This window comes from Acinetobacter sp. KH_038, assembly GCF_057839405.1.
Genome location: NZ_CM174489.1, coordinates 2043819 through 2067594 on the forward strand (window position 1 = coordinate 2043819; position 23776 = coordinate 2067594).

The window sequence follows — 23776 nt, forward strand, 5'->3', positions numbered from 1 at the left end:
TTTCATAGAAGTAGCCAGTGACAATACTTGGAGTCATTACAACAGCGCCTGTGGTGTAATTTATTGTGCCCTGCGTGACACCAAAGCCGTCTTTCAGATTTCCAAGCCCATCATCAATAACAACCAGTGTGACCTGATCACCTAAATTTGATGTTAACGGGATTTCTAGCATCACAGAGTTTGGCTGTAATGCATTGCCAGTTCCTACGGTAAAATTGATCTGCTGACTTGCGTTTGGAATAACTGGTGGCACTGCCTGCTCTTTCTTATCGCCATAGTTGTAAGTAATGGTGAATATTGTGCCTTTTTGCGGCAACTCATTCGGTATGATTTCACCAATCCCTAAAGCGCTATTCACAAAACCTGTTGCATCGCCAGTTAAATTCCCCGTTGCATTCGATGTTGCTGACTTGGCCACACCATTCAACATCCAGTTAATCGTCAAACTATTCGCTGCAACTGCCTGATGGTTAAGCTCAAATGGTATTTTGGCGGGTAATACAGGTAAGTTGGCGCGCTGATACGTTGCAATTGGTGTTCCCCAGTTCAGCAGAATTGGTGTATCTACATCCGGTAGTGCGCCAGTCGTTAATAACCATGAGCCGGTTTCATAGTTGATCATGCCTGAGCCAAATGACGGACTGGCAGCCTTTAACTGCCCCGAGCCATCATCTTTCAGTTCATAAAACTTGCCTTGTGACATATACGAGATGGACAAAGCGCCTGGTGCCGGAATTGGAATTAAAACTCCGGTCCAGTTGGTGCTCTGGTTATTTTGAGTCACTGGAATCGCATGACTCTGATAATACTGATTTGGTGCAGCTGCAGGCTTGAATGTAATATTTAAATTCACAGTTCCGGCTGGTGCTGCTGCAGTCCATTGAATCAACCCACGCTGATAATCAATCGTTCCGACTTGCGTGCCTTGGGTGTTTTTAAGCAGGCCGCCTTGATCAATGATCTGCTGGCCTTGTAAAGTGAAAGCCACGCTAGATGGAATCACCGCAGAACCGATATACAGGTTTTGGCTCACTCCAATAGTCATACCGGGATAGTTAACCGTGATGGTGCCTTCATTACCCGCCACCAGCACCACGCTTTCACCTGCAGCGTTCACATCAATAATCGGGGTTTCAGTCTGGGCCGATGGAATGAGCTGGGCAAAGATACTCTTGGCATTCACTGTAAACTCACCCACACCCGCATCAGAAGCCAGCGCTGTAGAGGAATAATACAGACCGGTGTCAGCAACAATGGTATCGCGGATGATGGTTTTTGATTTCTCACCGTTGTACCACTGGCGTGCCGATAAACCGACAAAATCAACTTCAAGCGGATCATTAAGTGAGTAGGTCGCCACCTTATATTCAACATTCTTACCATCAATGACCATGATGGCAGTACGGGTTTCAACCTTGGTGATTCGCACGTACTGTTCGCGCTCCAATACCTTACCTTCATCACTGATCAGCACAATGGTATCACCCACGGAAGACTCCACTTCCTGAGGAAACATAGCCACCTGAAGTGAAGACATGCCCTGCCAGTGAGTATCCAACGGCGTACCGGCGATCTGACCACCTTTAGCCAGGTAGTTTTCTACACGGTTCTGGGCAGCCTGGCGCTCATCGTTCCAGTTCTTGGTACTGAAAAGTAATGCCGAGACGTTTGGGTCTTCTGGTAGCTCAGATACAAATACCGTTGCCCCCATCAGTAAATCAGTGTCTTCAGTCGTGACTGCCGGGAAGACCTTACGCATGGAGACGTCACCCATGGTGTGGTCCATCTCTGATACATCATTAAACAGGTTGTTGCTGATCCCGTCCTGCACCACCACACCAGAGTATTTACCACCGCCATCCGAGTTGTCGGTCAAGCGTTCAGACTTGTAGATTACTAAATCCTTGGTTTCAATCGCCATCGTTCAACTCCGTAAAGCGCAAGGTCACATTAAAATAATCATCCAGTGATACCGCTGGAATTCCTTTTACCGGTGCAGCCTCTAAGGCCCCATCCTGGTGATTAAACTTGACGGTGAATTGCCGGCTATCATGTGGCTGTTCAAACTGCAGTCTGAAATTTTCACCCTGCAGCCTGGACCATTCCAAAACAGTCCGTAGTTCACGTAGCTTGATCCAGCCCATTTGCGGATCTGCTGGTTGTAAAGTAATTGGTCGACCCGACTTCTTTTTGCCCTCTTGAATGATTAAAGTGCCATCCATCGTATAGGCCTGATTCTGCTCAATGGCCTTCCATGAAAATTCATCAGGCCATAAAAAACCGTCCTCTAATGGGACGGTTTCGGATGTTGCTAAGCGGATAAGCTTCATGTTGATTTCGCCTGTATTTTTAATTGATTCACAAGTTCATTCATTAAAGATTCCTGTCCAGCAGGCCCGCTAAATTTCATCTGCTTACCATTGAAGTCAAAGTTATAGGCAACCTCCTTGCTTGGTTGTCCTGCATCCCTGACTGAAGGCGCAGAAGGGATAGACGGCGCATAGTCACTCAGACTGGAACCAGTTGAAGCTACATTGATAGAACGAAGCAGCTCATTGATCTTGTTAGTTCCGTGTTGAGTTGTCAGTCCGTTAGCAGCTGCCCGATCAAATTCAGCATTAATCAGTGCTTTCATAGCTGGATTACCATCTTTACCCAGTCCTTGGGCCTTAGCATCACGATCTGCTGCCAGAGCTTTGGACCAGATATCACCAGCCAGTTTTTGAGCCTCTTTGTCGCTATAACCTTTACTTTTCAGCTCGGAAAGTACTTCATCTCTGGTGTAGGAGTCATAGCCATAAATGCCCTTGCTTAATGCATCACCTTGACGCTTCATTTCCTTATTGAAATCACCTTTGGCCTTGTTGACTGCATCAGCCCAGGCTTCGGTAGAAGATTTGGCTTCTTCACGTGCGATCTGGCCAGCATGACGGTATCCATCACCAATGCCGCGTGCTGAATCTCTGACACGATGATTGGATTTCTCCCATTCATCCATGGATTTGACGGCAGCAACGCCCGTATCATCAATCTGGATTTCAAGATTACGGCCAGCATTTGCAGCATTGGTTGCAGCAATGACACCAGCGTCACCGGATGCAGCTGCCGACTGAGCAGCTTTTTCATAGGCCTTTTGAACACCCTCAGCAGTAGCCTTGCCGCTATCCCGGATAGTGATGTAGTCCATCAAAGCCTGTTGAGCTGCAAGCTTTAGATTTTCCTTAGTCTCAATACCGAGACGCCTAAAAGCCTCTGTGACAGGATCGATATCATCCGGTAGGCCTTGAGCCTGAAATTTAATTGCAATCAGGCCTTGCTCTACCTGCCCTGTTGAAATCTTGCCTTGATCACCAAACTCTTGAAGTTTTGCTTTTGCATAGTCAATTTCAGCTTGGCTTTTGGCTGTTTCCAACCATTTAAGCCAGGCTTGATAAGTCATGTCACCGGCCTGCTGCCCCTCAACACCTAAATCTTCTAAGCCACTTGCAAAGTTATCTAGCTGACCTTCTGTTTCCTTGAATTTTGCAGAAACCCGATTAAGCGAAATATCTAAATCAATGCCAAGGGCAGTGGCAGCTTTACGGGCTTTGTCTGTTGCATTAACTTGACCATCAGTGGCGATGGCAGCATCCTGCATCGCTTTCACAACCACCTTGCCAGCACCATCAAATTCAGCCTGTAAACCTTGAGCGGCTAACTGGGCGTTAAGAACCTTTAGTTGTGCCATCCCTGCAGCATCTGCAGATTGAATCATTGCACTAGCTACGACTTGGGCAGCCTGAATTTTGGCATCTGTGATTTTCTGACTTTCAGTCTGATAGGCTTTTTCCTTGGCATCCAATTCAGCAAGGCCTTTTACAGCCTGATCAATTGCAGCCTGATTTCCTGTTTTGCGTGCTTCATGGAGTTGCTGCTCTAGTTGAATACGCTCATCACTGATGGCCTTGTAGTCAGCCTTATGCTTTTCCTCTTGAAGTTTTAATTCATCAAGAGTTTTTTGGCTCTCAGTAATGCGTTCCTGGTTTGCCTCATTCTCAGTCTGACGAATCTCTCGAATTGCTTCTCTGGTAGCTGACTTGCTTTCAAGTGCCAGTCTGTTTGCCTCGGATGCATTCTTTTCCGCCTGCATAAATAGTGCATCTGAAGCATTTTGTGCTTGAGCAGCCAGATCATCAAAACCAAGGAAATCTAATACTGATGCACTAAGCGCATGAATGCCACCGGAAATAAACTGGATACCTGAAAGAAGTAGCTTTAAGGCAATATTTAGCCCAGTTGCAGCATCCGATACTACTCCCAGAGCAACTTTAAAAACATTGAATAGAGTGGTTAATCCACTAACCTCTTCCTTGCCATTAAGTATTGCATTGAATAAAGGAGCTATTGAATCCAGGACAGATGTAAAGGTACTCCATGCTGTTTCAGCAATTCCTGCCATACTGGATATGACATTTTTAATCGTGTCATAGACAGCAGATAAAGTGCTTCTAATCGCCTCAATAGTGGATGGGTCAATCTCTGATAACTGATCTTTAAACCACCCCACACCAGTAGCAACATCATCAAAGAATACTTTTAGAATCCCTAGATTATCTGCAATCACTGATAAAGCATTTGCTACTGTTGCACTCGATCCATTAGCCTGATCCATTTCCCCGATTAGAATCTGCCACTGTGTAGAAATCTTCTGTAGCGCATTACCAATGGTGGTCGGGAACTTGGCATAATCAGCTTCAATCGCAGCAGATTGGCTTTGTAATGCCTTAACGACCTTCTCTGCTGATAACTCACCGTTCTCAGCCATCTTACGCAGCTCACCAGTAGTCACGCCAAGTGACTGGGCCAGTGCTTTTGAGATACCCGGAGCCTGCTCCATGATGGAGTTGAATTCATCACCACGTAAAACGCCTGATTGCAAGGCTTGTGTCAGCTGAACAATTGCGGCTTCTGATGCAGCCGCTGATCCACCACCGGTCTGAATGGCCATGTTAATAGTTTTGACCAGATCCAGGCTTTGCTGCTGGGTCATGCCCATCTGCTTACCAACATCATTCACTTTTGTGAATAGACCTGCAGTAGCATCAAGGCTTGAATTGGTTATTAATGCCACCTGGTGCACACCAGCCATTGCTTGCTGGAAGTTACCACCATCACTGGTTGCGATATTAATTCGAGCTGAAAGGTTGGTATAAGCATCTGCTGTTTCGGCAAGCTCACGAATACCCAAGCCAACACCAATTGCAGCCATAGCACCAACAAGAGCATTTACTGCAAATTTTGCTCCATCTATTCCTTTTTTCGCTGACTGAGCTGCTGTATCCGTTTCTTTTAAACTTGCATTGGCTTTTCCTACTTCTGCCTGAAACCCATTAAAAGCTTGATCTGCCTGCTGCACTTCTTTTTCAAGTTGATCAACCTGAACTTGTGCTTTTTCAATATCTGCAGGTGAGGCTTTAGTTTTTGAAAATGCTTCAAGGTTTTGCTTGGCCTGAGCCAAGTCACTCTTAAGTTGACCTAAGGCTTTTTCAGTTCTATTGCCAAAATCTGTAAAGTTTCCAGCTGTAGATTTCGCATTATCGCCAGCACTTTTAATGATGCCTGTAGCAGCATTTAGGGACTGGGTCAGTTTGTCTGCTAATTCACTAGTGCCTTTAGGGATGATATTTCCCATTTCTTTCGAAGCATCGGTAGTTGCTTGTTTTAATCGATCAGACTCTTGCTTGATCGTATTAAATACTGACTTTGCTACATCTTCAGACTGTCTGATATTGCCAACAAAACCTTTGGTATCGGCATCCATCACCAGTTTAAACGTTAAATTTTTACCAGACATGCTGACCTCTAAATTTTGGCAATAAAAAACCCGCCGAAGCGGGTATTAAAAAACCACCCGTAGGTGGCTAGTTAGAAACTGAAGTTATTCTTCCGTTTGTAAAGTGCAAATACTTAGATCCAGAATATGGTGTTCTATAGACCCATTGCTCAAATACATTGCTTGCAGTAGTTGTCGTATTAATTTTATCTGGATAACCCCATGTGGACTTCTCAGCTTCTGCTTTAGTCATTCCTATGCGTGGTTCTTTTTTTGCAGCTCGCTCAGCTTTTTCTTTGGCAGCTGCTTCTTGTCTGGCTTTGATCTGATTCTGTGATTGTTTAACTTTGTTATCTAAATCTTTGCCAGCACACGGTTTACCTTGATAAACCGTTTTTCCATTTATGGTACAAGTGTAAACCTCAGAAGCGAAAGAGCTTTGAACTAAGAGACCCAACATAATCCCTATAAAATATTTCATCTGATATCTCTCTTAAAGATTGCGCCAGAGAATTTTCACAATTCTGTCTCGGCATAAAATGATGTTGTATTCCTGGAGATCAACACTTTTTACATATTCAGTCGCTGCACAATGGAGACGACCATCTTGTAAAACATAGAATCTCGGCTTACCAAGTTCGAGCTTACCTTTAAGTGCCTGATGACTATCCCCGATTCTTACCAGATCGCCAGATGGAGTGCGAATGCTGGTAGTTGTCTTTTCAGCATATGCGAACCCCGACACCAAACATAAAGCTAATAGTAATTTCTTCACAGTAACCCCCAAATTTATTATTTCTACATCATAACTTTAGGGTGCTACTTGATCAATCAGAGACCATTTCTTTCTTAAATGATTCAAAGCCTTTTTTATCGGATTGAGCCACACGTGCTGCAACGGCGTTATTGAAGATTCCCTGTTTATACATCTTGTTTGCTGCCTTAACGTAGCCTTGGAATGCGCCGTAGGTCATTTCCATGATTTCGCTATGCTGATGGCCCATGGATACCAGAAACTGAAATGAATCAAACCAGGTGGAATCATCTTTCTTTTTGATACCGCGTTTCGGTCTTTCATATTTGAAGTAAGCCTGATTGACCAGAAGCACTGCCTTGAGTAGCTCTTTAAATCCTTGCTCATCAGCAGCAAGCTCTACCAGTGATTCATTGTCCAGATCGGTAACGCATGCCATGGTTGAAATGACTTGCACACCGTGAGCTTTAAATAGCCCTGTCAAAATCTCATCTGAATGATTTTGGTCTTTGATGAAGTTCTTTAATGCTTCAGCATGCATTGCCCAAGTGTCGAAGTCTTTTATCTGGATCTGGCGTACTTCGATATCATTAACTCTGATACTGCGATTTGTTGCTAAGAAAAAATCATTCATGATGGGATCTCGGGTATTAAAAAACCACCGCAAAGGTGGTTATGTATTTTGTTTTTATCGGGGACACAAAGGATCGTCAGCAATAAAAACCTTCTTATCAATCTGATTTACTACTTCATCAAAAAGCTCTTTATCATTTGATTCATATTTTATAAATGTTTCATCACCAGTGGTTTGAGCGGATACATGCACAACAGGTATCTGATCGATATCATCAAAACTTAGTTTATTCATTGTTTTCCCCAGATCATGGTTTAACTTCCATCTGCATACACCGCGGATGAGTATACGGTTTCCCGTTTCGCAGCAAGTGCATCACTTTTACAGATTGTTTGGCGGTTTCCGCACACTGAGCCATTGCTTCATTTAATTCTTCGCAGCTCTGCTGCATTTTAGCAATACCCTTACGAGATTCCTGTAAATACTCTTCTTTTGATAAAGTTTTTTCTAGCTTACTCATTTTCTCACTCATTCACATCATAAGAGTAAGGCTTTCCAGTAGAGGGATTGATTGGTGATAGTACGGTTTTTAATATCACTCTTTTTAATTCATCAATCTCAATATGCTCACGCTTGCTAACGTACTGGCGAAACTCACCGCGGCTCATGCCATAAGCATTTGATAACTTTTCATGAATTAATGGGGCGTATTCAGCAATCGCGTTTAACAAGTCAACATCAAGAAGGCGATCCCGAAGGTGTAATTCAATTGCTTCTATGAGGAGTTCTCTATTTACATCTTGTTGCATGCCCCAAGTTTCTTCACACGCTTTTTTTAATAATTTTGATTCAGAATCGTTTGTTTGATCTATTGTGGCTTGAATGTTTGGAAATCTCTCTGAGAACCATTCATTAAACTTTTTCATCTTCTCACCAATGCTTATAATTCTGCCTAAATTATAACATTGATAAAAAACAGGCACAAAAAAAGACGCTAATGCGCCGTGGAGTTCTTTGTGCCTGTATGGGTTAGGCTGCTACAGTAAAACGCTCAATATGGCCAAATACACTGAGTTCAGCATCATTCGCTTTTGAGATATCTGCCAGCGCTTCGCCTTCGATCGAATAAGACCCAAAGTCTTCATGGATCAGATCAAATTCAGTATCTGGTGAGAATTTCACACGCCATAACGTCATGACAACCTTGTCACCAGTGAGGGTATCAATGCCTTTGAAAAGGATTCGATATTCATTCCCGATGTTATTAGCAATTGTCGTACGTGTCTTAGCACCAGCTTTAGCAGAAAATTTAATTGGGCCAGCTACAGCCTCGTTAAAAATTACCGTTCCATAAACTGAGTCAAGCAGGTATTTACCTGCATCAATAGCAGCATCTGAACTATCTTTAAAAGCCACATCGCTTAAATTGCGATGGCCCAGATCGATCATGGCACCAATCTGTACTGTACCTAAATCGATATCAGTCAGCTGAGCTTCAGGAATTTCAATTGATTTACCGCTAAGGATTAACTCTAGATTTTCCTTGGTAACCTCTTCAATTGTTCCTGAGATAGCAACGCCTGTCTGCTTATACAAGACCGCATCTTTCGAACGTAGACCAGTTTTACTTTCATAGTGGTCAGTAGACTCAGTTGAAATAGCAATCTGTAATTCTGGAGTACTACCAACCGGCAGTAATGCAGCAGGTACACCACTAACCATTTTTGCCAGATGAAGTTCACCTTGAAGTGAAATCACATTTGAATTAGCCATTACTTTTCATCCCCTGTGGTTTTCTTGGCTGGAGCAGCTTTAGGTTCAGGCACTTCCTGAATTACGCCATCTGCCAGTAATTTTTTGATTTGCGCATCATCCAGCCCACCAACGATGTCATCTTTCTTAAAACGACCGACGGGCTGAGTTGCCTTGTATTGTTTTGCCATGACTGGCTCCTAAATGAATTTTTGTGATTCAAAAATAATCGTGATGTATGCAAAGCCCGGACTATAACCATCCCGTACCGAAATCATCTCCAGCGCCGTCCGTGATGCTTGTGGTTGCCAACCGGAAAGCAACTGAATAATCTTTTCAGTTAAAAGACCAGCTTCATCACTGACTGCTCGACCATCGGTCATTTGAGACTGAGCATTACGACATGCCACGGTAACCGCCCATTGCTGACCAATCTGGTTAATACTTCCACGACCCGCACTTGCCTTTTTACCTATACGAACAAAGTTCACATGAGCTGAGGGGGTGACCTGTGACATCTCTGTTACGCTGACTGAGTTTAACGGCGTATAGATCTTTAGAAATTCTGGAATCTCTTTCAGTTTTTCTGCAATCTCATCACGCACCGCGAAGAAGGTGCTCATCTATAAAACTCCCAACAATATCCAAAACCATAACCTCATCTTCAGCATCAAGACCGAGTTGAGTCCGGGGCGGTAGAATCGACTGCTTAACTTTCCGATATTGGACACCCACTGCAAAAGTGATGTATTGGCCATTCTTAGGTAGGATTGTTGCGCCGTAATGCAGATGTGGTGCGTAGTCAACATCTGTACCCACTTCCACACCACTTGAAAGTACATTGTGTGTGTAGGAATTCATTAAGCGGCCAGTATCGCGCAGCGTCTCGCCACCCTGCATACGTGCACGCCATGAAATCTTCCATGGGTTACCATCTACACCAGTACCAGTTAGGAACCGATGTTGAATACTATTGACCAGTCCAGCACCAATCTCATCAAACAACTGGCTTTTGAGTGAATCAAAATCACCCAATTGATTCAGCACCGCTTCAATGGGTGAGCTATCAGCTTGAATGGTTATTGCGAAAGCCATAAACACCTCACTTCATGCTGGGCATTTGATCTAGGATAGAATCTCCAAATACACCACCGGTATACGAAGTACCGACTGGCGCCGTTGAAGGTCGTCCTTTAGGTTGGTCATCCACGATCTGGTTTGTTTCAGGTAACTGAATCTGCAAATGTGCTTTGTTGTCAGCCACACGCTTTAAGAATGCAATTGCATCTTCATAGCGTTTTCGCACCTCATCGGTTGGCTGCTCAAAATGAAGGCGGTAGCGTGCAATATCACACGCCATACGCTTTAAATTACTCGGCACATTGGGAAGCGGCAAAGGATAACGACCACCGATATGACCGTTAATCTCCTCCATTGCATCCTGGATTGCATCATTAATTGCTTGAGAACCTTTTGCTGCATCTTCATACATCAATTTCAGGTTCTCAATTGAAGCCCCAAATCGTGCGACCAAATCTGCTTCAGTCGCGTACATAGATCACCTACTTGGTTTCATCAGCAGGTTTTTCACCGGCTTTAGGTTTAGCAGCTGGTTTAGCCTTTTCAAGCTCAGCCACTTTAGCCTTCAGATCAGCAACTTCTTGATCAGCTTTCGCTTTCGCAGCTTCAAGATCAGTGTTGGCTTTCGTCAGATCAGCATTGGCCTTTTCAAGTTCAGCCAAACGTGCAGCGGCACCATCTGCTTTAGGTTCTTCCGGCTCTTGATATTCTTCAATAGCCCCAGATGTTAAAAGGGCCTGAAGTTGTTTAGCTTCAAGCCCTTTGATTTCATCACCTGGCATAAAATGCCCGATGGATTGTTTTGCTGTGTACTTCGGCATGTCTTGCTCCTTATAGGGTGATAAAGCCAGTACCACCAACGACACCGTTCTTATTAGACGGCACAACCAGTGGAGCAGATTCAGTCATCAGCATAATGCCGCTTGGATCTTCGCAGTACCATTGACGATCAAAGTACTGCTGAGCAACGCCGTTGGCCAACATGTTTTTAATCTTACAGTGGGCAACTGAACCATTGGTATCAGAAATCAAAGAGAAGTAATCCTTAGGAATAAAGCGTTTTACTTGACCTTTGTTGCGGTAGGTCGCGTCATATACCCAGAATTCGATTCCATCAAAAGTACCTTTGAAGGTCGCTGATTCCTTAACACCAAAACTTGGATTCACTGGAACAGAAATACCGGCATACGGCGTGATGAATTCTTTTTTGAATTCTTCATTGTTCCAGAGGGCTGCCCAAACCAAGCCAGACATAACAGACAGCTTAGCTTCACCGCCATCAGCAGCCAATTGACGTTCAAGCATGGTGCGGATATCCGTTACTGGCTTGGCACCTACTTCATTCCATTTGACCAACGGCGTATATGTCAAAGACGCATCACGACGGTAATCCACCAGGTTGTATTCATAATCATCTGAGTGAAGCGCATATTTACCATTTTTCAGTAAATCAATCGCCATCATCATGACTGAGTTATCAATCGCATCATGGTTGCGCTTCATCACTGAGATTTGAGCAATGATCATTTGCTCTTGCTCAGATAGTCGCTGGTTACCAGTAGAGATGATACCTGCGGTACGTAAACGCTCAAGCAAGGCAATTTCAAAAGTTTCAGCCGGAGTGACTTGGTTCTTTGGCTTGTAGTAAGCCGGTTTAACATGGCGTACTTCACCAGATTGAGTGGTATCAAATGGCTTACCAGGCTGTTGCGGAGATACCAGCGGCGCCAGATCATGTTCGGCAGATACTTCAGCCAAAGGCACATCATCACGGTTAAATAACGGGCGGTTTGGGAAAAGCTTGTCTAAAAGCCAGGTATCCATTGGACGGTAATTTGAGTGGATCAGTGCAAGCTCGCCCACATCAAGAAGTTCAAGTGGAGCACCTTCAATATTAAAAGACTGTGGCATGTTAATTACACCTTAGAAAGTTCGATTTTGTTTTTAGTTGCCTGTGCACGCGCTGCATCGTATTGAGCAGTAGTCAGCAAGGTTCCATTAAGTGAGACAGCTTCAATACTGAACACCCCGCCGTAATACACTGGAATTTCAATTCCATCAGCAGCCTTGATAGTGGCTTCTGCAGCCGACACATCCTGACCACAGATCACATCCCATGTTTTTTCATCAGTAGCATGAGCCAGCACATTAGCATCTGATAGCGTTAATAGATCACCGTATTTAAATGCTGTGGCGGTTGGCACCTTGGCATTGGCACGACGTAATTTTTCATTGTCCAAGATCAGTCGTTTTGAAGTGACCGAAATAGGCGGTACATAGTGAATAGCCATGAATTATTTCCCCTTTTGTTCTGCAAATGCTTGTGCACCTGAAGTGAATTTATGAGTGTCGTTATTATTCGACTGACCACCTTGCCCCGGGTTTGCTTGATGACTAAACAAATGTGCAAATGCTGGATTTACACCTGGTACTTGCTGTGTCTGTGGTGCAGTTGGTGGCTGTGTATTGCCTGCCGAGAATTGACGAAGTTGTTTGGCTGAGAATGCAAATGCACCATCATCAAGCTTTTTCATTTCTTCAATATCTTCGGCGCTAAACTCTTTACCCAGGTCTTTACCCAATGCACTGATTTCAGCTTCACGTTTTGCTGCGGCGAATTGTTTATTTTGAGTTTCAAGCTCAGAGTTTTTAGTCTCAAGCTCTTTAATTTTGGCCTGCGCCTGTTCTAATTCGGTCACGTTGGTGTCCTCTATGGTTGGGTTTGGATTGGCTTTGCCCGAGAAGGCTTTAATTGATGTATTGCGATCAGCACCTGTTGAGCAGATCGTAAATTCACGAATACGGTTTTGACGGAAGATTGTGATTGGGCCTTCAAACGACTGACCATTCACAGTTACCGCTTTGCCTTGTGACACTTCTTCAATAGATCCAGGATCAATCATCATTGACATCTGGAATGGGAAGCCATCATCGGAGTCTTGGACAATTTCCTGTGCCTTGGCATTCGTAAGGAAATCACCAGATACGTCAATCTTTCCGTTGGTATCTACCGTTTGAACAACACCGATTCGACTTGAGCCAAAGTGTTCTTCTAGTAAGGCTGTCGGCTTATCAATCTCGATACCATCAAGATCAAAGACCACGCCAGAGCGCCCCCAATACCAGTGCCCATCTACTCGGCCACCGGCATAGGCAGTGCCTTTAAATTTCCGCTTCTGCCCTTCCTCGGCTTTGGGTACCTCAATCGCAGAGGCATTAAATAAATACTTCAGCCGTTCTTCATTTGGATCTGGCATTTTTCATGCTCCAATAAAAAAAGCACCCGAAGGTGCTTAAGTTGAATTTGATTTATGGTTTTTTGGGTGGATTAATTCGCACTAAAGGCGGTGGTGGAACATATTCAGGTTTAGCCTCAGGTTGATAACCTGAGCTTGCTTTACATGAGCAACTACAGCAATTTTTACAACACATCTAATTCACCAACGCCTTTAATGTATAAACCATTTGCCCTTCAACCGCTTCAATCGAAACCACCTCAAACGACAGTCCAATTGGAAATAAAACACCATTGCCAGCATTCAACATATCAAGATCAATACCGAGACCTTTCGCATTCTCGATCTTAATCACAATGTCCGAAGTCGAATCAGCTAGAAGTAACGGCGCATTAAATTGAATCGTCTGCCCTACCTGATAAGCTGCTACTTGATTAAGTGTCGCAGCACCCACCACGGTTGAAGCCGTATTGCTTGCAACAGCCTGAATTACTGCCATATCCGTAGTAAGCCAGCGCTTAAGCACATCGTCAGCCAGAGAGCTTGTAGCAGAGTTTAAATAGCTGGTCAGCGATGCATCATTCCCCTGTACATAGTCCAGAAAGGTACGAATCGCACTTGGCCGAATACTTGGATCAAGTGGAATTACCGTATTGGCCACCGTGTTGAATATGTCTCGGGCTTTATCATCCATCGGAGCAAATAGACTGGTGAGCTTTTTACTCGCCGTCCATTCTGCTTTGATGACTTCCTTCTGCTCCAAGAGATATTCTTTATCTAAACTTGAAGTACTGATCTTTTTATCGACCAGTGATTCAAGCTCACCAAACTGCAATGGATGAGAACTCCAATCTAAAGCCTCGGCTACTTCAGGCAATTGATCCTCAGGTGTAATACCGTATTTCAATGCCTGCTTCTCGGTTAAGGCAATCACGGTGCATCGGCAACGAAAGCCCAACGGCGGGTAATGTGTCAACCAAAACGGATGATCAATCGGCAGTACAATACGATTCAAAGCCAAATGACTGGGACGCACCCGACTATCATTGATCGCCGAGTACATCAGGTAAGGTCGTTTAGCCTTATTCCGTTGCTGTTGTTGCCACCGGCCATGACCATATGCACTTTGAATATTGGTACGAAATACATTGTCTAGGTAATGCTTTGGCAGGATGATTTCAGATTCTTCAATGAGTTCCTGAAAATCTTTAAAGGTACCGCCGTCGGCAATGGACTTGTTCACAGCCTTGATGACTGTTTCAATCTGCTCAAGACTCGATAGAAAGCTGACTGTCGTCGCCATCTGCCGGGTCTTGAGGTCCATTGAATAAAACTCATCAGGTAGCACGATCTTTTTACTGTGAGCGTATTGAAGCGCCTCAAGGAAGGTAACTGGTTGCATAACTTACGCCCAATAAAAAACCACCTTTCGGTGGTTGGGTATTATTTCCATTCAAACCATATTTCACTATCTGGCGTAATCCTTATTGGCAGACCATTAATTGTCTTATTCATCTTAGCGTTGTTTAATGGCTGTTTAGGCTTGATAAGTTTAGCTTCCATTTCTTTTAAAATTATATCGAATGCGGCGCTACTTAACTCCAAGCGGGTTAGGTCACCATGATTATGATAATCACTCAATATTTTATTTACCAGCATTTCACACCCCTGTAATAACTCAATCATTGGTGCGGAAAACATTCAGATTGAATGCCTTTCTGGAGCAATCCTATCCGCACAAACATTATACACTAGAACAACTATTTTTCATTATTGGCCGTCACATATCCCAGTACATCTGCTGCATACAAAGCCTGATCCAGATTAGCCGTGAACTGTGTCTGAGTTGCACCAGGTATTAACTGCATCAAGTTATAAGCCAAGCTTTCAGGGCTATCAGACTTGAATACCAATTCCTTGACCTGATCCGGTTTTAATAGCTGCAATTCATCCTGGCCATCAGTCAGTTCTTCAACTTCCTGCTGTTCAGGTGAAAGCTTGTTTGCTGAGGCTTTAAAGTTGAATGCTTGGCGAGGTAAAGCGGTGAATTGAGTATTAACTGGAATCTGGTCTGAACGCATTTTGAAGTGCTCAGGCTTAATACCATACGTCTCAATTACATACTGATCAGTAAACTCAACACCTAAGTTTTTAAGCTTTAGGTCACGCTCAACCACTTTTACATTCAGGTCTTGTTCACCACCCAGAATAATCGTGTGCTTTTCAAATCCATTCAGGAAGCAAATAGCATCAACAATATCCTGAAAGGTCGGGGTGATCATGCGTAAGTCTGAGTTACGCTTATCCATACGCACATTTTCATGTACTTCGCCCAGCGCACGACTCCCTGTGCCATCAGTTCCCGATGTAAGGGTCTGGCCTAATACAACCTTTTGAATACGGCGTGTTAAAACGGTATCAAATGCCTCAAATGCAGAGCTACCTGCACCAGAAAAGTTAGTACCTACTGTATTTACGTCATCTTCAGATCCAATCGAAATAACCGACTGCGAGTGAGCATTCAATAATGCGGAAGTCATTGCATCAATATCATCTTGCTTTCGACTATTACCACCCACTTTACCTACAAGTAGTGGGGAGCCGAAACGCTCCAGGAACTTAACCCAGAATTTTGTGGAGTTAGTTCTGAAGAACCATAACCAATACAGCTTTGATAGTAATGGGTCGCCATAAGGCTGCTTAAATGAAGGCTTGCGTCGAGTTAAAAAGAACTTTAATGGCCACTTCTGGAATACATTAATTTCTGTATTGGCCTGCGACTCCCGATAAATTAGTTCACCGTTATTCTTTGGCTCGAACCATTCCAGCGGCTTTACCTGGATGCCATTGAGTGTGAATCTACCACCCTCAAGAATCTTGTAATTGGCCTCCATGACTGAATAGCCAAATGGGCAAGCCTCCCATGCGCCGGTGATAATTTCATTGTGCCAGTAAGCAACCTGTTCTTTTAAGAACTCAGTTTGCTCCCCGTGATCTTCTTTGAACCGCCATGGTGCATTAATCACCGAATCAAGCCGGGTCTCCATAGCCTGTGATATTTCATCGTCTGCCATGAGCACACTTAAACGCTGCCGGGTAACACCAGCCTTACGCAGAACCTCATCGACATCCGCAGCACGCCCCATACTGAGCGCAAGTTTCTCAACAGCAACTTCGGTTAACAAGCCTGCTGCTTTTGGCTTGGCCTCTTTCTGCTTGTTTTTGGATTTTGCCATTTTAAAAAACCTTAATTAAAACTTCGTGAGCCACCCCCGCTCGGTCTTACTCGTGGAGGTTCATTTAATTCATTAAATGCATCACTGCCAGCATCCACCTGGTCATCGTGTTTACCATTTGGGAAGTTTCTCAATTCCTCAATGAATGCCTTATTCCAGTCACCACGAAGCATTTTCACGTTGCCTACGTTGACCTGAGCTGCAAAAGGCTGAGCCCGAGTAATCTTGTCACCCGATACCGTTTCGGCCTTTACATTGAAACCAGATAACTTGGTGATAAAGTTCTTCGCTTGAGCCTTACCAGCTTGACCAGGATCCTGAGGTAATCGAATAGCGACCGATTTACCATCCATCTCCGCAGTTTGCTTAATGCGCTTTTCAACGCCGTCAGGGCCTAGCTGAGCATACTGCACATCTACGATATAGATATAACCATCTCGGCTTTTGGCCTCACGCACACCCGCTGTGAAGTCACCTTCATTTTCAGAAGATGCTAAATCCCAAGCACGTACTTGATGAGTGATATCCGCAGGCAATGCATCCACAATTTCAATATTGTCAGGTTTAAAAAAACCACCGGCTGGTGGCGATGGTCTCTGACGATATTGGCCAGCAAAAACATACGGCGCTGCCAGCTCCATTCGCTCAAGCGTTTCAATGCTATGTTTAGCTGGCCAGAGTGCTGAGCCATCATCCTGGATTGCAGAAAGGCATAAGTGTTCCCATTCTTCACCATTACCGCCGTCAAGCAGCCAGCCTGCCAAATCTTCCTCATGCAAACGCTGCATGATGACAATGATGGGTGTATCTGGTGAGTTGGTACGAGATTCAAGTGTATTTTGGAACCACTCAATTACACCCTTACGGATCGTATCTGAACGTGCTTCACTGGCTTTATGCGGGTCATCGATAATGATTGCCCCGCCAAATGAATCTCGAAATTTACCAGCACCGAATCCCGTAATCGTACCGCCTGTACCTTGTGAATAGCAGACACCACCTTTTGCAGTGCGCCAGTCATCTTTAGCTTTACTATCATCACGTAATGCAAAATCAGGAAATACACGTTTGTATGCTTCTTCCTGTACTAGGTTTCGCGTCTGGAAGGCATTATTGGCTGCAAGTGTGGCTGAGTAGCTGACATGAATAAACTCACTGTCTGGTGCTTTACCAAAACACCAGGCCATGAAATTAATTACAGCTAATTCTGTTTTGGAATACCGTGGTGGAATGTTAATAATAAGTCGCTTGGTTTCGCCCCGATACACCTTCATTAGTGCATCACATACCACACGATGATGCCAGTTATGCAGCCACTTGTATTTGCGCCGTTCCTTAAACATAAAACGCGAAAAGAAATACAGATCCTCTTGAGCTTCGATCTGTATGGCCAGTTCACGTGCTGGGTCAGTATTCATCCAAGACCTGCTCCCTTGCTTTCAGGTAGCTATCCGTAGGTACATTCTGATTAATGGTTTCTATTGGCTTGCCGTCTTTACCAGTAATCTCTTGCCGGTTAGTAAATTGACCACCCAGATCCTGCGCTGCCTGCTTCATGATGTTTAGTGACATCACCGTGTTTCTAGCATTTTTCTCAAGATGCTTTTGATATTGACGCATTCGATAAAACTTCTGAGCAATTGGAATATCGATCAAGCCTGCATCAAATTTTTCACGGGTTTCATTAAAAAGATCGATAAATTTTTTGGAAAGATTTTTTCCTGCTGCCTTTGTTGGATCATACAAAGCAACTTGTGAGCGTTCGATTTTAATCCCATATTCTTGCTTAACAATATCCGCAACTTCTTGAGGGGTGTCACGGCATGCAAGAGCTTGAACTATAAATATTTTTACAGGCTCTTTTAGGGCTGCCATAACCACCTCTTTGTATAGCTACGTATAGCAAGATAGACAAAAAAAATCCCCTTTAATCGGGGAGCTTTTTTAAATCATTTCAAAATGCCTCAATGCTTCTTCAACCTTACCCTTATGTTCTTCAGGACAAGGATGAACACGGTTATCTGGATCATACCTATTAGGTGCTTGCCTTTTAGTTAAACCATGCTGATTTTTAATATCTGCTATCCAGCAACTTTTAAAAGTACGCCCATGTTTTTCAGTAAGGAATTCTTGAATTTGTTTATATGTAGCCATACGCGCCCTCCTTTAGATCAAATCTACAAAAAAATGAAATAAAGTAAAGCTAAAATCTGATCCCATTTTAATTAATCACACAGTTCCCACAACATGCTGCAATATTCGTTTCAGATACAAACGGCGCATTCTTGGCAATTTCTAGAAGTCTTTTAACAGACTCATCAGCACCCCATCGTTTTGTTTCACCAAAGAACACTTCAACATCATGGCCAGCCAGGTAATGCTTAGGCAGTCCGGTCATATCGCTATAAATGATTTCCCCATCTTCATCCCGTTCAACTCCGATGTGATATAACTCATGTTCAATCAGTCGACAGAATTCACGATCTGAGGCTTGTTCACAAAAGGCAGCATCTACAGTGATCAGGTATTGAGGTACAAAGCCGTACCAATCCCGCATTTGTTGTTCCTGGCGTGCTTTCTTCCATCCGCCCACGTTAAACATGACCTTTTCACATTGGCCTAACACCATACGTTTTTTCGCTACGGCGGCAGATGAAGCCCAGGCGAATGCAAGGAACTCTTCATTGTCATGCAGTAATTCAGCAATATGATCATGATCCGGGTTATGTAACTCACCACCTAAAGTAAGCCAGTTATTCACGGCCCATTCTTTAAGCTCTGGCGCAGGTGCCAAACGAATAGCCTCCTCTTCCTCAGCCTGATCAATCAGCTCCGTCGGCGGGAATGGTCTGAACTGTTCCATAAGATGCCTTTAAATTTCTCAGCCATGCCGTTGCACGGCCCATGTTGATATCATTGACTTCAAAACGCTGATAGCGGTAACCCATTTCTTCAGCATGGTCATAGCGATCTATGCTCCAGGCTTTTGTGGCTAATTTACCTTTTCGACCACCAGACCAAGGCCCACCAGCAATTTCAATTAATGCGAGATAGCCAACCAGGTGCAAATCGAAACGCCAGTGCTTAGTACTTTTGAAATGAAAATACTCTTCATACTTAATTTCCATCCGATCCAGGATCTCTTTCAATCGATCGAATGCTTCTAGGTATTTTTCGCCAGCTTTGGGTAGTGGTCTGGTGCGAAGCTTCTTCTTAAGTGGAAGCTTATTGGTTAGGGTTTTATATGCATCAAGTTCCATATTTCCCCCATTAAAAGCCACGCTTGGGTAGATTTTTGCATTTGCTGACATCAGTACTTATCATGATCCAATATTAAAATATCAAGAAACCATAATGCTCTATCTTATTAGCATCATATTCCTAGTCTTCATTATTTGTTACTACAGACTAGACCAGACCACTTCCGTAACCAGTGAGTTTGTCTTATACCTATGTATTTCATTAATCGTAATTTGCATTACGAGAGCTTGGCGTGTTTTAACCTAATTAAAACGCTTCCTTATACCGCATCACACATACAATGCCACACGCAAATTCTTAATACGCTCTTTCAACTTAATCATAATGCCATCAATTGCCAGCAGCTCATTTCGAGTCAGGCCGGATCGACTGAGATTCTGATACTTAGACAGCTCGATACTGCAATATTCTAAGTCTTGTTTCGCTTGTACTTTATCTGTCATGGGTATCACCAATAAGAAAAGAAAAACCCCTCAACATCTAGAATGCGAGGGGCTTTGTTTGCCGTAATACGTCCGGCGAATTTAAAACTAAAAAGAAAGCCCGCTTAACTCTCTCTCAGTCAAGCGGACCAACTTTGTTTGCAAATTCATTTGCAGTATCAAAAAATATCAATTAAATATTTCATTATTGTGACAGGTTGTTTTAACTGAGCAACTATTATTCGACCTCCCTTAATCAACCCCAGCATTCCTTCTTTCCATTATTAATCTCAGTAACACATTGAAGGTCAGATAAGCTGAAATATAAATTAGAGTACATTTCTATCTTAATAAAAAAAACCTGCTTAACTCTCCCAAATTAAGCAGGCTTATCCCGTGTCATGTACAACTGTATCTAATAGTTATTATGTTCAAGAATCCTAGCAGAAAATTTACTTATAAGAATGTAATTATTTGTTTAAAGCAGAAGAATGTCGAATGATAACTGACCACTCAAATCGTCTAAGTATCTTTTATTAAGTGAAAAAAATACCCACATGATTGGGGTCAGTGTGGGTAAAAACTTAAATCCAAATGTGGAGTTTTTTGAACACTTGGTAAAATAATAAGATATTCGAAACGATCTTAATCGTCAAAGATTTTTTTACTTAAATTATTAGTTTATAAATGGAGATAACGATTGCCTTGCCTATTTTTATAACTAATTTCTTTCAAACAATCTCGACACACTTTGATTTCTTCATCATCAACCGTGTAGTCGATCTCAGTCGCACCATGTAGGCCGAATAAGCAAAGGAAAAATTGGAGCATACTTTTCTCCTGACAAAAAAATACCTCCTTTATAGGGAAAGGAGGCAAAAACTCAACAGAAACTACAGCCATAGAATCTGGGCCGCATTATATACACAATAATATTATATGCAAGACTTTATTAAAATCTTAGTAAGACAGCCCTTTTCGCAGGGCCAAACGCTACTCACAATCACACACACCTAACATGCACGGTCTGCTTTACCTGCTTTCAATCCTCTTTAGGTCGGGGCACTACTCCCTGGTTTGGATTCCCGAAGGAGGTTTACTCGAAGGCATGTTCCACTGGTCAGCACTCCAGTAGGCTTGGGTCGTCTTTTTACAGGCAATAAAAAGCCCACTTACTCGTCAAATAAGTGGGCCAGTGCTGTAGTCACTTTCTTCGTATTGCATCTTCTTCTTATCACAAAAACAATATAGCACCAAGGCTTCGATCAGAAAGTATAGAGAATATTAAGAAATTGTTTTTCATTGTCTAATTTTGGTTGCTTTTCGTTTTAGGCAATAAATTTTAAACAATAAAAAATCCCCCAAAGGAGACTCTCTTAGCAAATCCGATTACTTAATTTCTGAGTCTTCAAAATTTTCAGGGAGATTTAAATTGATTTTAAAATTTCCAATTTGATCAGCATTCCCCCAATCCCCATAGATAAGTGCCTTTACTTCAATTCCAGTATCCTTGTATAAATCTTTATCTTTCAAGATCTTCAGAAACTTTTCAGCATCTTCATCACTTAAATAACCAACTTGAATATCACTTACAATCACCATAATTGCATAGGTATATTCTGTGTTTGTGCTATCCATGATAAGAAGGGCATTAACGACTTTACTCACAGAATCTTCAAGTTCTGGACCAACTATTTCAATTATGGGGTGTTGGAAGTTAATTGCACCGGAAATCTGATGACTAAACTTATTTTTAGTCATTTCTTTGAATTTTCCACCAGACTTCTTGTGGGTAGGTTTAACCATTACAAATACTGTTATAAAAAGGATAATAACAATAAGAAAAATTAGAAAAATTAGTTCCATGACTCATGCTCTTTCACATGGGAAAGATAACAACACCTTAACACGAAAGGACTACATTCTTTGAGTCTTGAACCACCATCACAATTTATTTAATTCAGAAGACAGATACTCAACGAACTGCTTTTTATCCCCTATCTCAGGCATATCAAATACCCAATAACACGTAGATCTAGACCTGCATTTAAATATGACAGTCAATGTATTGATTTCAATGAATGCATCTTCATCCATGAGTTCTGCAAATAATCGCAGAACTATTGAAAAAAACTTTAGCTTATTGACTATTTCATATTTTGACGGCTCATACTCCTTTAGAGCTTCATCATAAATAAAGTCAAAGATCTCTTGGACCATAGCAATCCAACGGGTTAACTAGGCCCATTGAAGATAAACCAACACCTCTTATTACGATGTACAAAAAGTGTATTTGCAGTTCGTTTTCTTATTCTAATTTTAAAAGACTATAGAAACAAAAAAGCCCACCATTTGGCGAGCTTTTAAATCAATCTAGTGCTTTAACGTACACTTCAGTCACTATAACAGAAATATGCCATATCCCGTGCGCACGGTCAATAACCATTCAATCTATTTTCAAGCGTTTATCATGGCCGCATAAATAAAACTTGCCGCAGTAGATCATGCTCTTGATTGAGGTTCTGCCCAAAGTAAATTCACGTACCATTTGATCGAGTGACATCCCTCTCACATTCTTTTCGATAAACAATTGCACTGCCACCTTTGCCGAGGCACAAACCGAACCCGACTTGTTAAAATCCACAATCAACTTCCGCACCTGCTCAGCCTCAAAATCATTAATCTTGCAAATGATCTGGTCCTTACGTGGTGCCACCCCTTTGTTGTTTTCAAGAATCAGCCAGTATATTTGATTGACCCCAAGCGAGTCTGGTTGATTTCCCGACTTCATACGTGAAATCTGGATGTATGCCCCATACTGCTTAAGCCAATCTTCAATACTGAAACGATCCCAATCCATTACTTCAGTCTTAACCATCGCATTCATCCCTATTCCCCTACCATCTTCTCTATTTGCTGGATCGCGTGACCTGACTTCACTTGATCTGTACTAAACCGTATTACCTGATAACCCATCATGGTTGCTACGTTATATTTTTCCATATCCCCGATATACCCCTTGCCTCTGGTATGCCTTCCTCCACTCCAGATCGCACCTTCAACCTCTACCAGTATCTTTTTTCCTACCAGGTGGAAATCTGCTCTCCATTTCCGCTTTGGGTGAAACTCAAATTCCTGCTCAAACTCAATTTTTAAAGTCTTTAGTTCTCGGGCCAGTTTCGCCTCAAACTCATTCGGTACTTTTTCGCCTTTCACCTTAGGACGCTTGGAGCGCCCTTTCGGTCTGGTGGCTTTCACCATCTTTTTGTATTCAGCGATTGAGTAGCTGGTCATTCACACCACATCCTCAAAACGACGGCGCCAATTGCCATGAAAATAAACATCAATGTTTTGTTTAGATCCTTCACGCCGCCACCTTCACTGTGAAAATCTGCTTAGTCTTTTCAGTTACGGTGAAGCCTGCAGGTGTAGCGCCATCTCTCTGGATATATCCAGCATGCTCCAACTGACCTAAATAACGCTGTACAGTGCGACGATTACCCTCCATTAGTACCATCACATCAGAAACGCTTGTTTTGCCCCGTTTAGCCATCATTTGACGCAATATACGAATCATTTTCTCGCCTTGGGTTACGGCATGCATCGATGGGCACCAATCCATGGTTTGAAAGTCATATTCTTTTGACAT

The 23776-nt window shown here is 42.9% G+C and carries 30 protein-coding genes and 1 pseudogene; all 31 read right to left on the reverse strand.

What is annotated here, in order from left to right:
• Window position 1: 1 nt before the first annotated feature.
• Window positions 2-1921: pseudogene (locus tag AC3IT7_RS09610) on the reverse strand (hypothetical protein); the annotation flags it as partial.
• Complete coding sequence (locus AC3IT7_RS09615) at window positions 1911-2330, reverse strand: hypothetical protein (protein ID WP_489248299.1); 420 nt, start codon at window positions 2328-2330, stop codon at window positions 1911-1913. The gene AC3IT7_RS09615 and the pseudogene AC3IT7_RS09610, both read right to left, overlap by 11 nt.
• Window positions 2327-5833 (reverse strand): tape measure protein, encoded by a 3507-nt coding sequence (locus AC3IT7_RS09620; protein ID WP_489248300.1) that lies wholly within the window; start codon window positions 5831-5833, stop codon window positions 2327-2329. The genes AC3IT7_RS09615 and AC3IT7_RS09620 overlap by 4 nt, the downstream gene beginning before the upstream one ends.
• A 67-nt stretch (window positions 5834-5900) precedes the next feature.
• A complete protein-coding gene (locus AC3IT7_RS09625) occupies window positions 5901-6293 on the reverse strand; it encodes a DUF4124 domain-containing protein (RefSeq protein ID WP_489248301.1) in 393 nt (130 codons plus the stop codon).
• A 12-nt stretch (window positions 6294-6305) separates the two neighbouring features.
• Window positions 6306-6587, reverse strand: a complete 282-nt coding sequence (locus tag AC3IT7_RS09630; RefSeq protein ID WP_489248302.1) for a hypothetical protein — start codon at window positions 6585-6587, stop codon at window positions 6306-6308.
• Window positions 6588-6639: 52 nt separating this feature from the next.
• Window positions 6640-7200 (reverse strand): hypothetical protein, encoded by a 561-nt coding sequence (locus tag AC3IT7_RS09635; RefSeq protein WP_489248303.1) that lies wholly within the window; start codon window positions 7198-7200, stop codon window positions 6640-6642.
• Window positions 7201-7254: 54 nt separating this feature from the next.
• On the reverse strand, window positions 7255-7434 hold the full coding sequence (locus tag AC3IT7_RS09640; protein ID WP_489248304.1) for a hypothetical protein: 180 nt from the start codon (window positions 7432-7434) through the stop codon (window positions 7255-7257).
• 13 nt (window positions 7435-7447) lie between these two features.
• Window positions 7448-7660, reverse strand: a complete 213-nt coding sequence (locus AC3IT7_RS09645; protein WP_489248305.1) for a hypothetical protein — start codon at window positions 7658-7660, stop codon at window positions 7448-7450.
• 4 nt (window positions 7661-7664) lie between these two features.
• Complete coding sequence (locus AC3IT7_RS09650) at window positions 7665-8066, reverse strand: hypothetical protein (protein ID WP_489248306.1); 402 nt, start codon at window positions 8064-8066, stop codon at window positions 7665-7667.
• Window positions 8067-8169: 103 nt separating this feature from the next.
• Window positions 8170-8913, reverse strand: coding sequence for a phage tail tube protein (locus tag AC3IT7_RS09655; protein ID WP_489248307.1), 744 nt, complete (start codon window positions 8911-8913; stop codon window positions 8170-8172).
• Complete coding sequence (locus tag AC3IT7_RS09660; protein WP_489248308.1) at window positions 8913-9083, reverse strand: hypothetical protein; 171 nt, start codon at window positions 9081-9083, stop codon at window positions 8913-8915. The genes AC3IT7_RS09655 and AC3IT7_RS09660 overlap by 1 nt, the downstream gene beginning before the upstream one ends.
• A gap of 9 nt (window positions 9084-9092) precedes the next feature.
• Entirely contained in the window at window positions 9093-9515 is a 423-nt protein-coding gene (locus tag AC3IT7_RS09665) for a phage tail terminator protein (RefSeq protein WP_489248309.1), read from the reverse strand.
• Entirely contained in the window at window positions 9490-9987 is a 498-nt protein-coding gene (locus tag AC3IT7_RS09670; protein WP_489248310.1) for a phage virion morphogenesis protein, read from the reverse strand. The genes AC3IT7_RS09665 and AC3IT7_RS09670 overlap by 26 nt, the downstream gene beginning before the upstream one ends.
• Window positions 9988-9994: 7 nt before the next feature.
• On the reverse strand, window positions 9995-10447 hold the full coding sequence (locus AC3IT7_RS09675; RefSeq protein WP_074382909.1) for a gp436 family protein: 453 nt from the start codon (window positions 10445-10447) through the stop codon (window positions 9995-9997).
• Between the two features lie 7 nt (window positions 10448-10454).
• A complete protein-coding gene (locus tag AC3IT7_RS09680) occupies window positions 10455-10793 on the reverse strand; it encodes a hypothetical protein (RefSeq protein ID WP_489250000.1) in 339 nt (112 codons plus the stop codon).
• 10 nt (window positions 10794-10803) lie between these two features.
• Window positions 10804-11883: a major capsid protein gene (locus AC3IT7_RS09685; RefSeq protein WP_489248311.1), complete on the reverse strand. Its 1080-nt coding sequence runs from the start codon at window positions 11881-11883 to the stop codon at window positions 10804-10806.
• Window positions 11884-11888: 5 nt separating this feature from the next.
• Window positions 11889-12263, reverse strand: a complete 375-nt coding sequence (locus tag AC3IT7_RS09690) for a hypothetical protein (RefSeq protein WP_253143997.1) — start codon at window positions 12261-12263, stop codon at window positions 11889-11891.
• Window positions 12264-12266: 3 nt separating this feature from the next.
• Entirely contained in the window at window positions 12267-13229 is a 963-nt protein-coding gene (locus AC3IT7_RS09695; RefSeq protein ID WP_489248312.1) for a hypothetical protein, read from the reverse strand.
• 175 nt (window positions 13230-13404) lie between these two features.
• A complete protein-coding gene (locus AC3IT7_RS09700; RefSeq protein WP_489248313.1) occupies window positions 13405-14610 on the reverse strand; it encodes a phage head morphogenesis protein in 1206 nt (401 codons plus the stop codon).
• 41 nt (window positions 14611-14651) lie between these two features.
• Window positions 14652-14867 carry a hypothetical protein gene (locus tag AC3IT7_RS09705; RefSeq protein WP_489248314.1) on the reverse strand — a complete coding sequence of 72 codons (216 nt, stop codon included), beginning with the start codon at window positions 14865-14867 and terminating at the stop codon, window positions 14652-14654.
• Between the two features lie 101 nt (window positions 14868-14968).
• Entirely contained in the window at window positions 14969-16444 is a 1476-nt protein-coding gene (locus AC3IT7_RS09710; RefSeq protein ID WP_489248315.1) for a phage portal protein family protein, read from the reverse strand.
• 11 nt (window positions 16445-16455) lie between these two features.
• Complete coding sequence (gene terL / locus AC3IT7_RS09715; protein WP_489248316.1) at window positions 16456-17862, reverse strand: phage terminase large subunit; 1407 nt, start codon at window positions 17860-17862, stop codon at window positions 16456-16458.
• A complete protein-coding gene (locus AC3IT7_RS09720; RefSeq protein ID WP_489248317.1) occupies window positions 17852-18319 on the reverse strand; it encodes a DUF2280 domain-containing protein in 468 nt (155 codons plus the stop codon). Before AC3IT7_RS09720 ends, terL begins: the two co-directional genes overlap by 11 nt.
• 69 nt (window positions 18320-18388) lie before the next feature.
• Window positions 18389-18598: a hypothetical protein gene (locus AC3IT7_RS09725; RefSeq protein ID WP_004279609.1), complete on the reverse strand. Its 210-nt coding sequence runs from the start codon at window positions 18596-18598 to the stop codon at window positions 18389-18391.
• Between the two features lie 67 nt (window positions 18599-18665).
• Window positions 18666-19307, reverse strand: coding sequence for a putative metallopeptidase (locus AC3IT7_RS09730; RefSeq protein ID WP_489248318.1), 642 nt, complete (start codon window positions 19305-19307; stop codon window positions 18666-18668).
• Entirely contained in the window at window positions 19267-19704 is a 438-nt protein-coding gene (locus AC3IT7_RS09735) for a hypothetical protein (protein ID WP_489250001.1), read from the reverse strand. Before AC3IT7_RS09735 ends, AC3IT7_RS09730 begins: the two co-directional genes overlap by 41 nt.
• Before the next feature lie 270 nt (window positions 19705-19974).
• Complete coding sequence (locus AC3IT7_RS09740; RefSeq protein WP_191730662.1) at window positions 19975-20148, reverse strand: hypothetical protein; 174 nt, start codon at window positions 20146-20148, stop codon at window positions 19975-19977.
• Window positions 20149-21516: 1368 nt separating this feature from the next.
• Window positions 21517-21993, reverse strand: a complete 477-nt coding sequence (locus tag AC3IT7_RS09745; RefSeq protein ID WP_489248319.1) for a hypothetical protein — start codon at window positions 21991-21993, stop codon at window positions 21517-21519.
• A 580-nt stretch (window positions 21994-22573) separates the two neighbouring features.
• The gene (locus AC3IT7_RS09750) at window positions 22574-23014 is read right to left on the reverse strand and encodes a hypothetical protein (RefSeq protein WP_489248320.1); all 441 of its coding nucleotides are present in this window, start codon (window positions 23012-23014) and stop codon (window positions 22574-22576) included.
• 2 nt (window positions 23015-23016) lie between these two features.
• Entirely contained in the window at window positions 23017-23421 is a 405-nt protein-coding gene (locus tag AC3IT7_RS09755; RefSeq protein WP_489248321.1) for a DUF559 domain-containing protein, read from the reverse strand.
• Between the two features lie 70 nt (window positions 23422-23491).
• Complete coding sequence (locus AC3IT7_RS09760) at window positions 23492-23776, reverse strand: IclR family transcriptional regulator (protein ID WP_174894564.1); 285 nt, start codon at window positions 23774-23776, stop codon at window positions 23492-23494.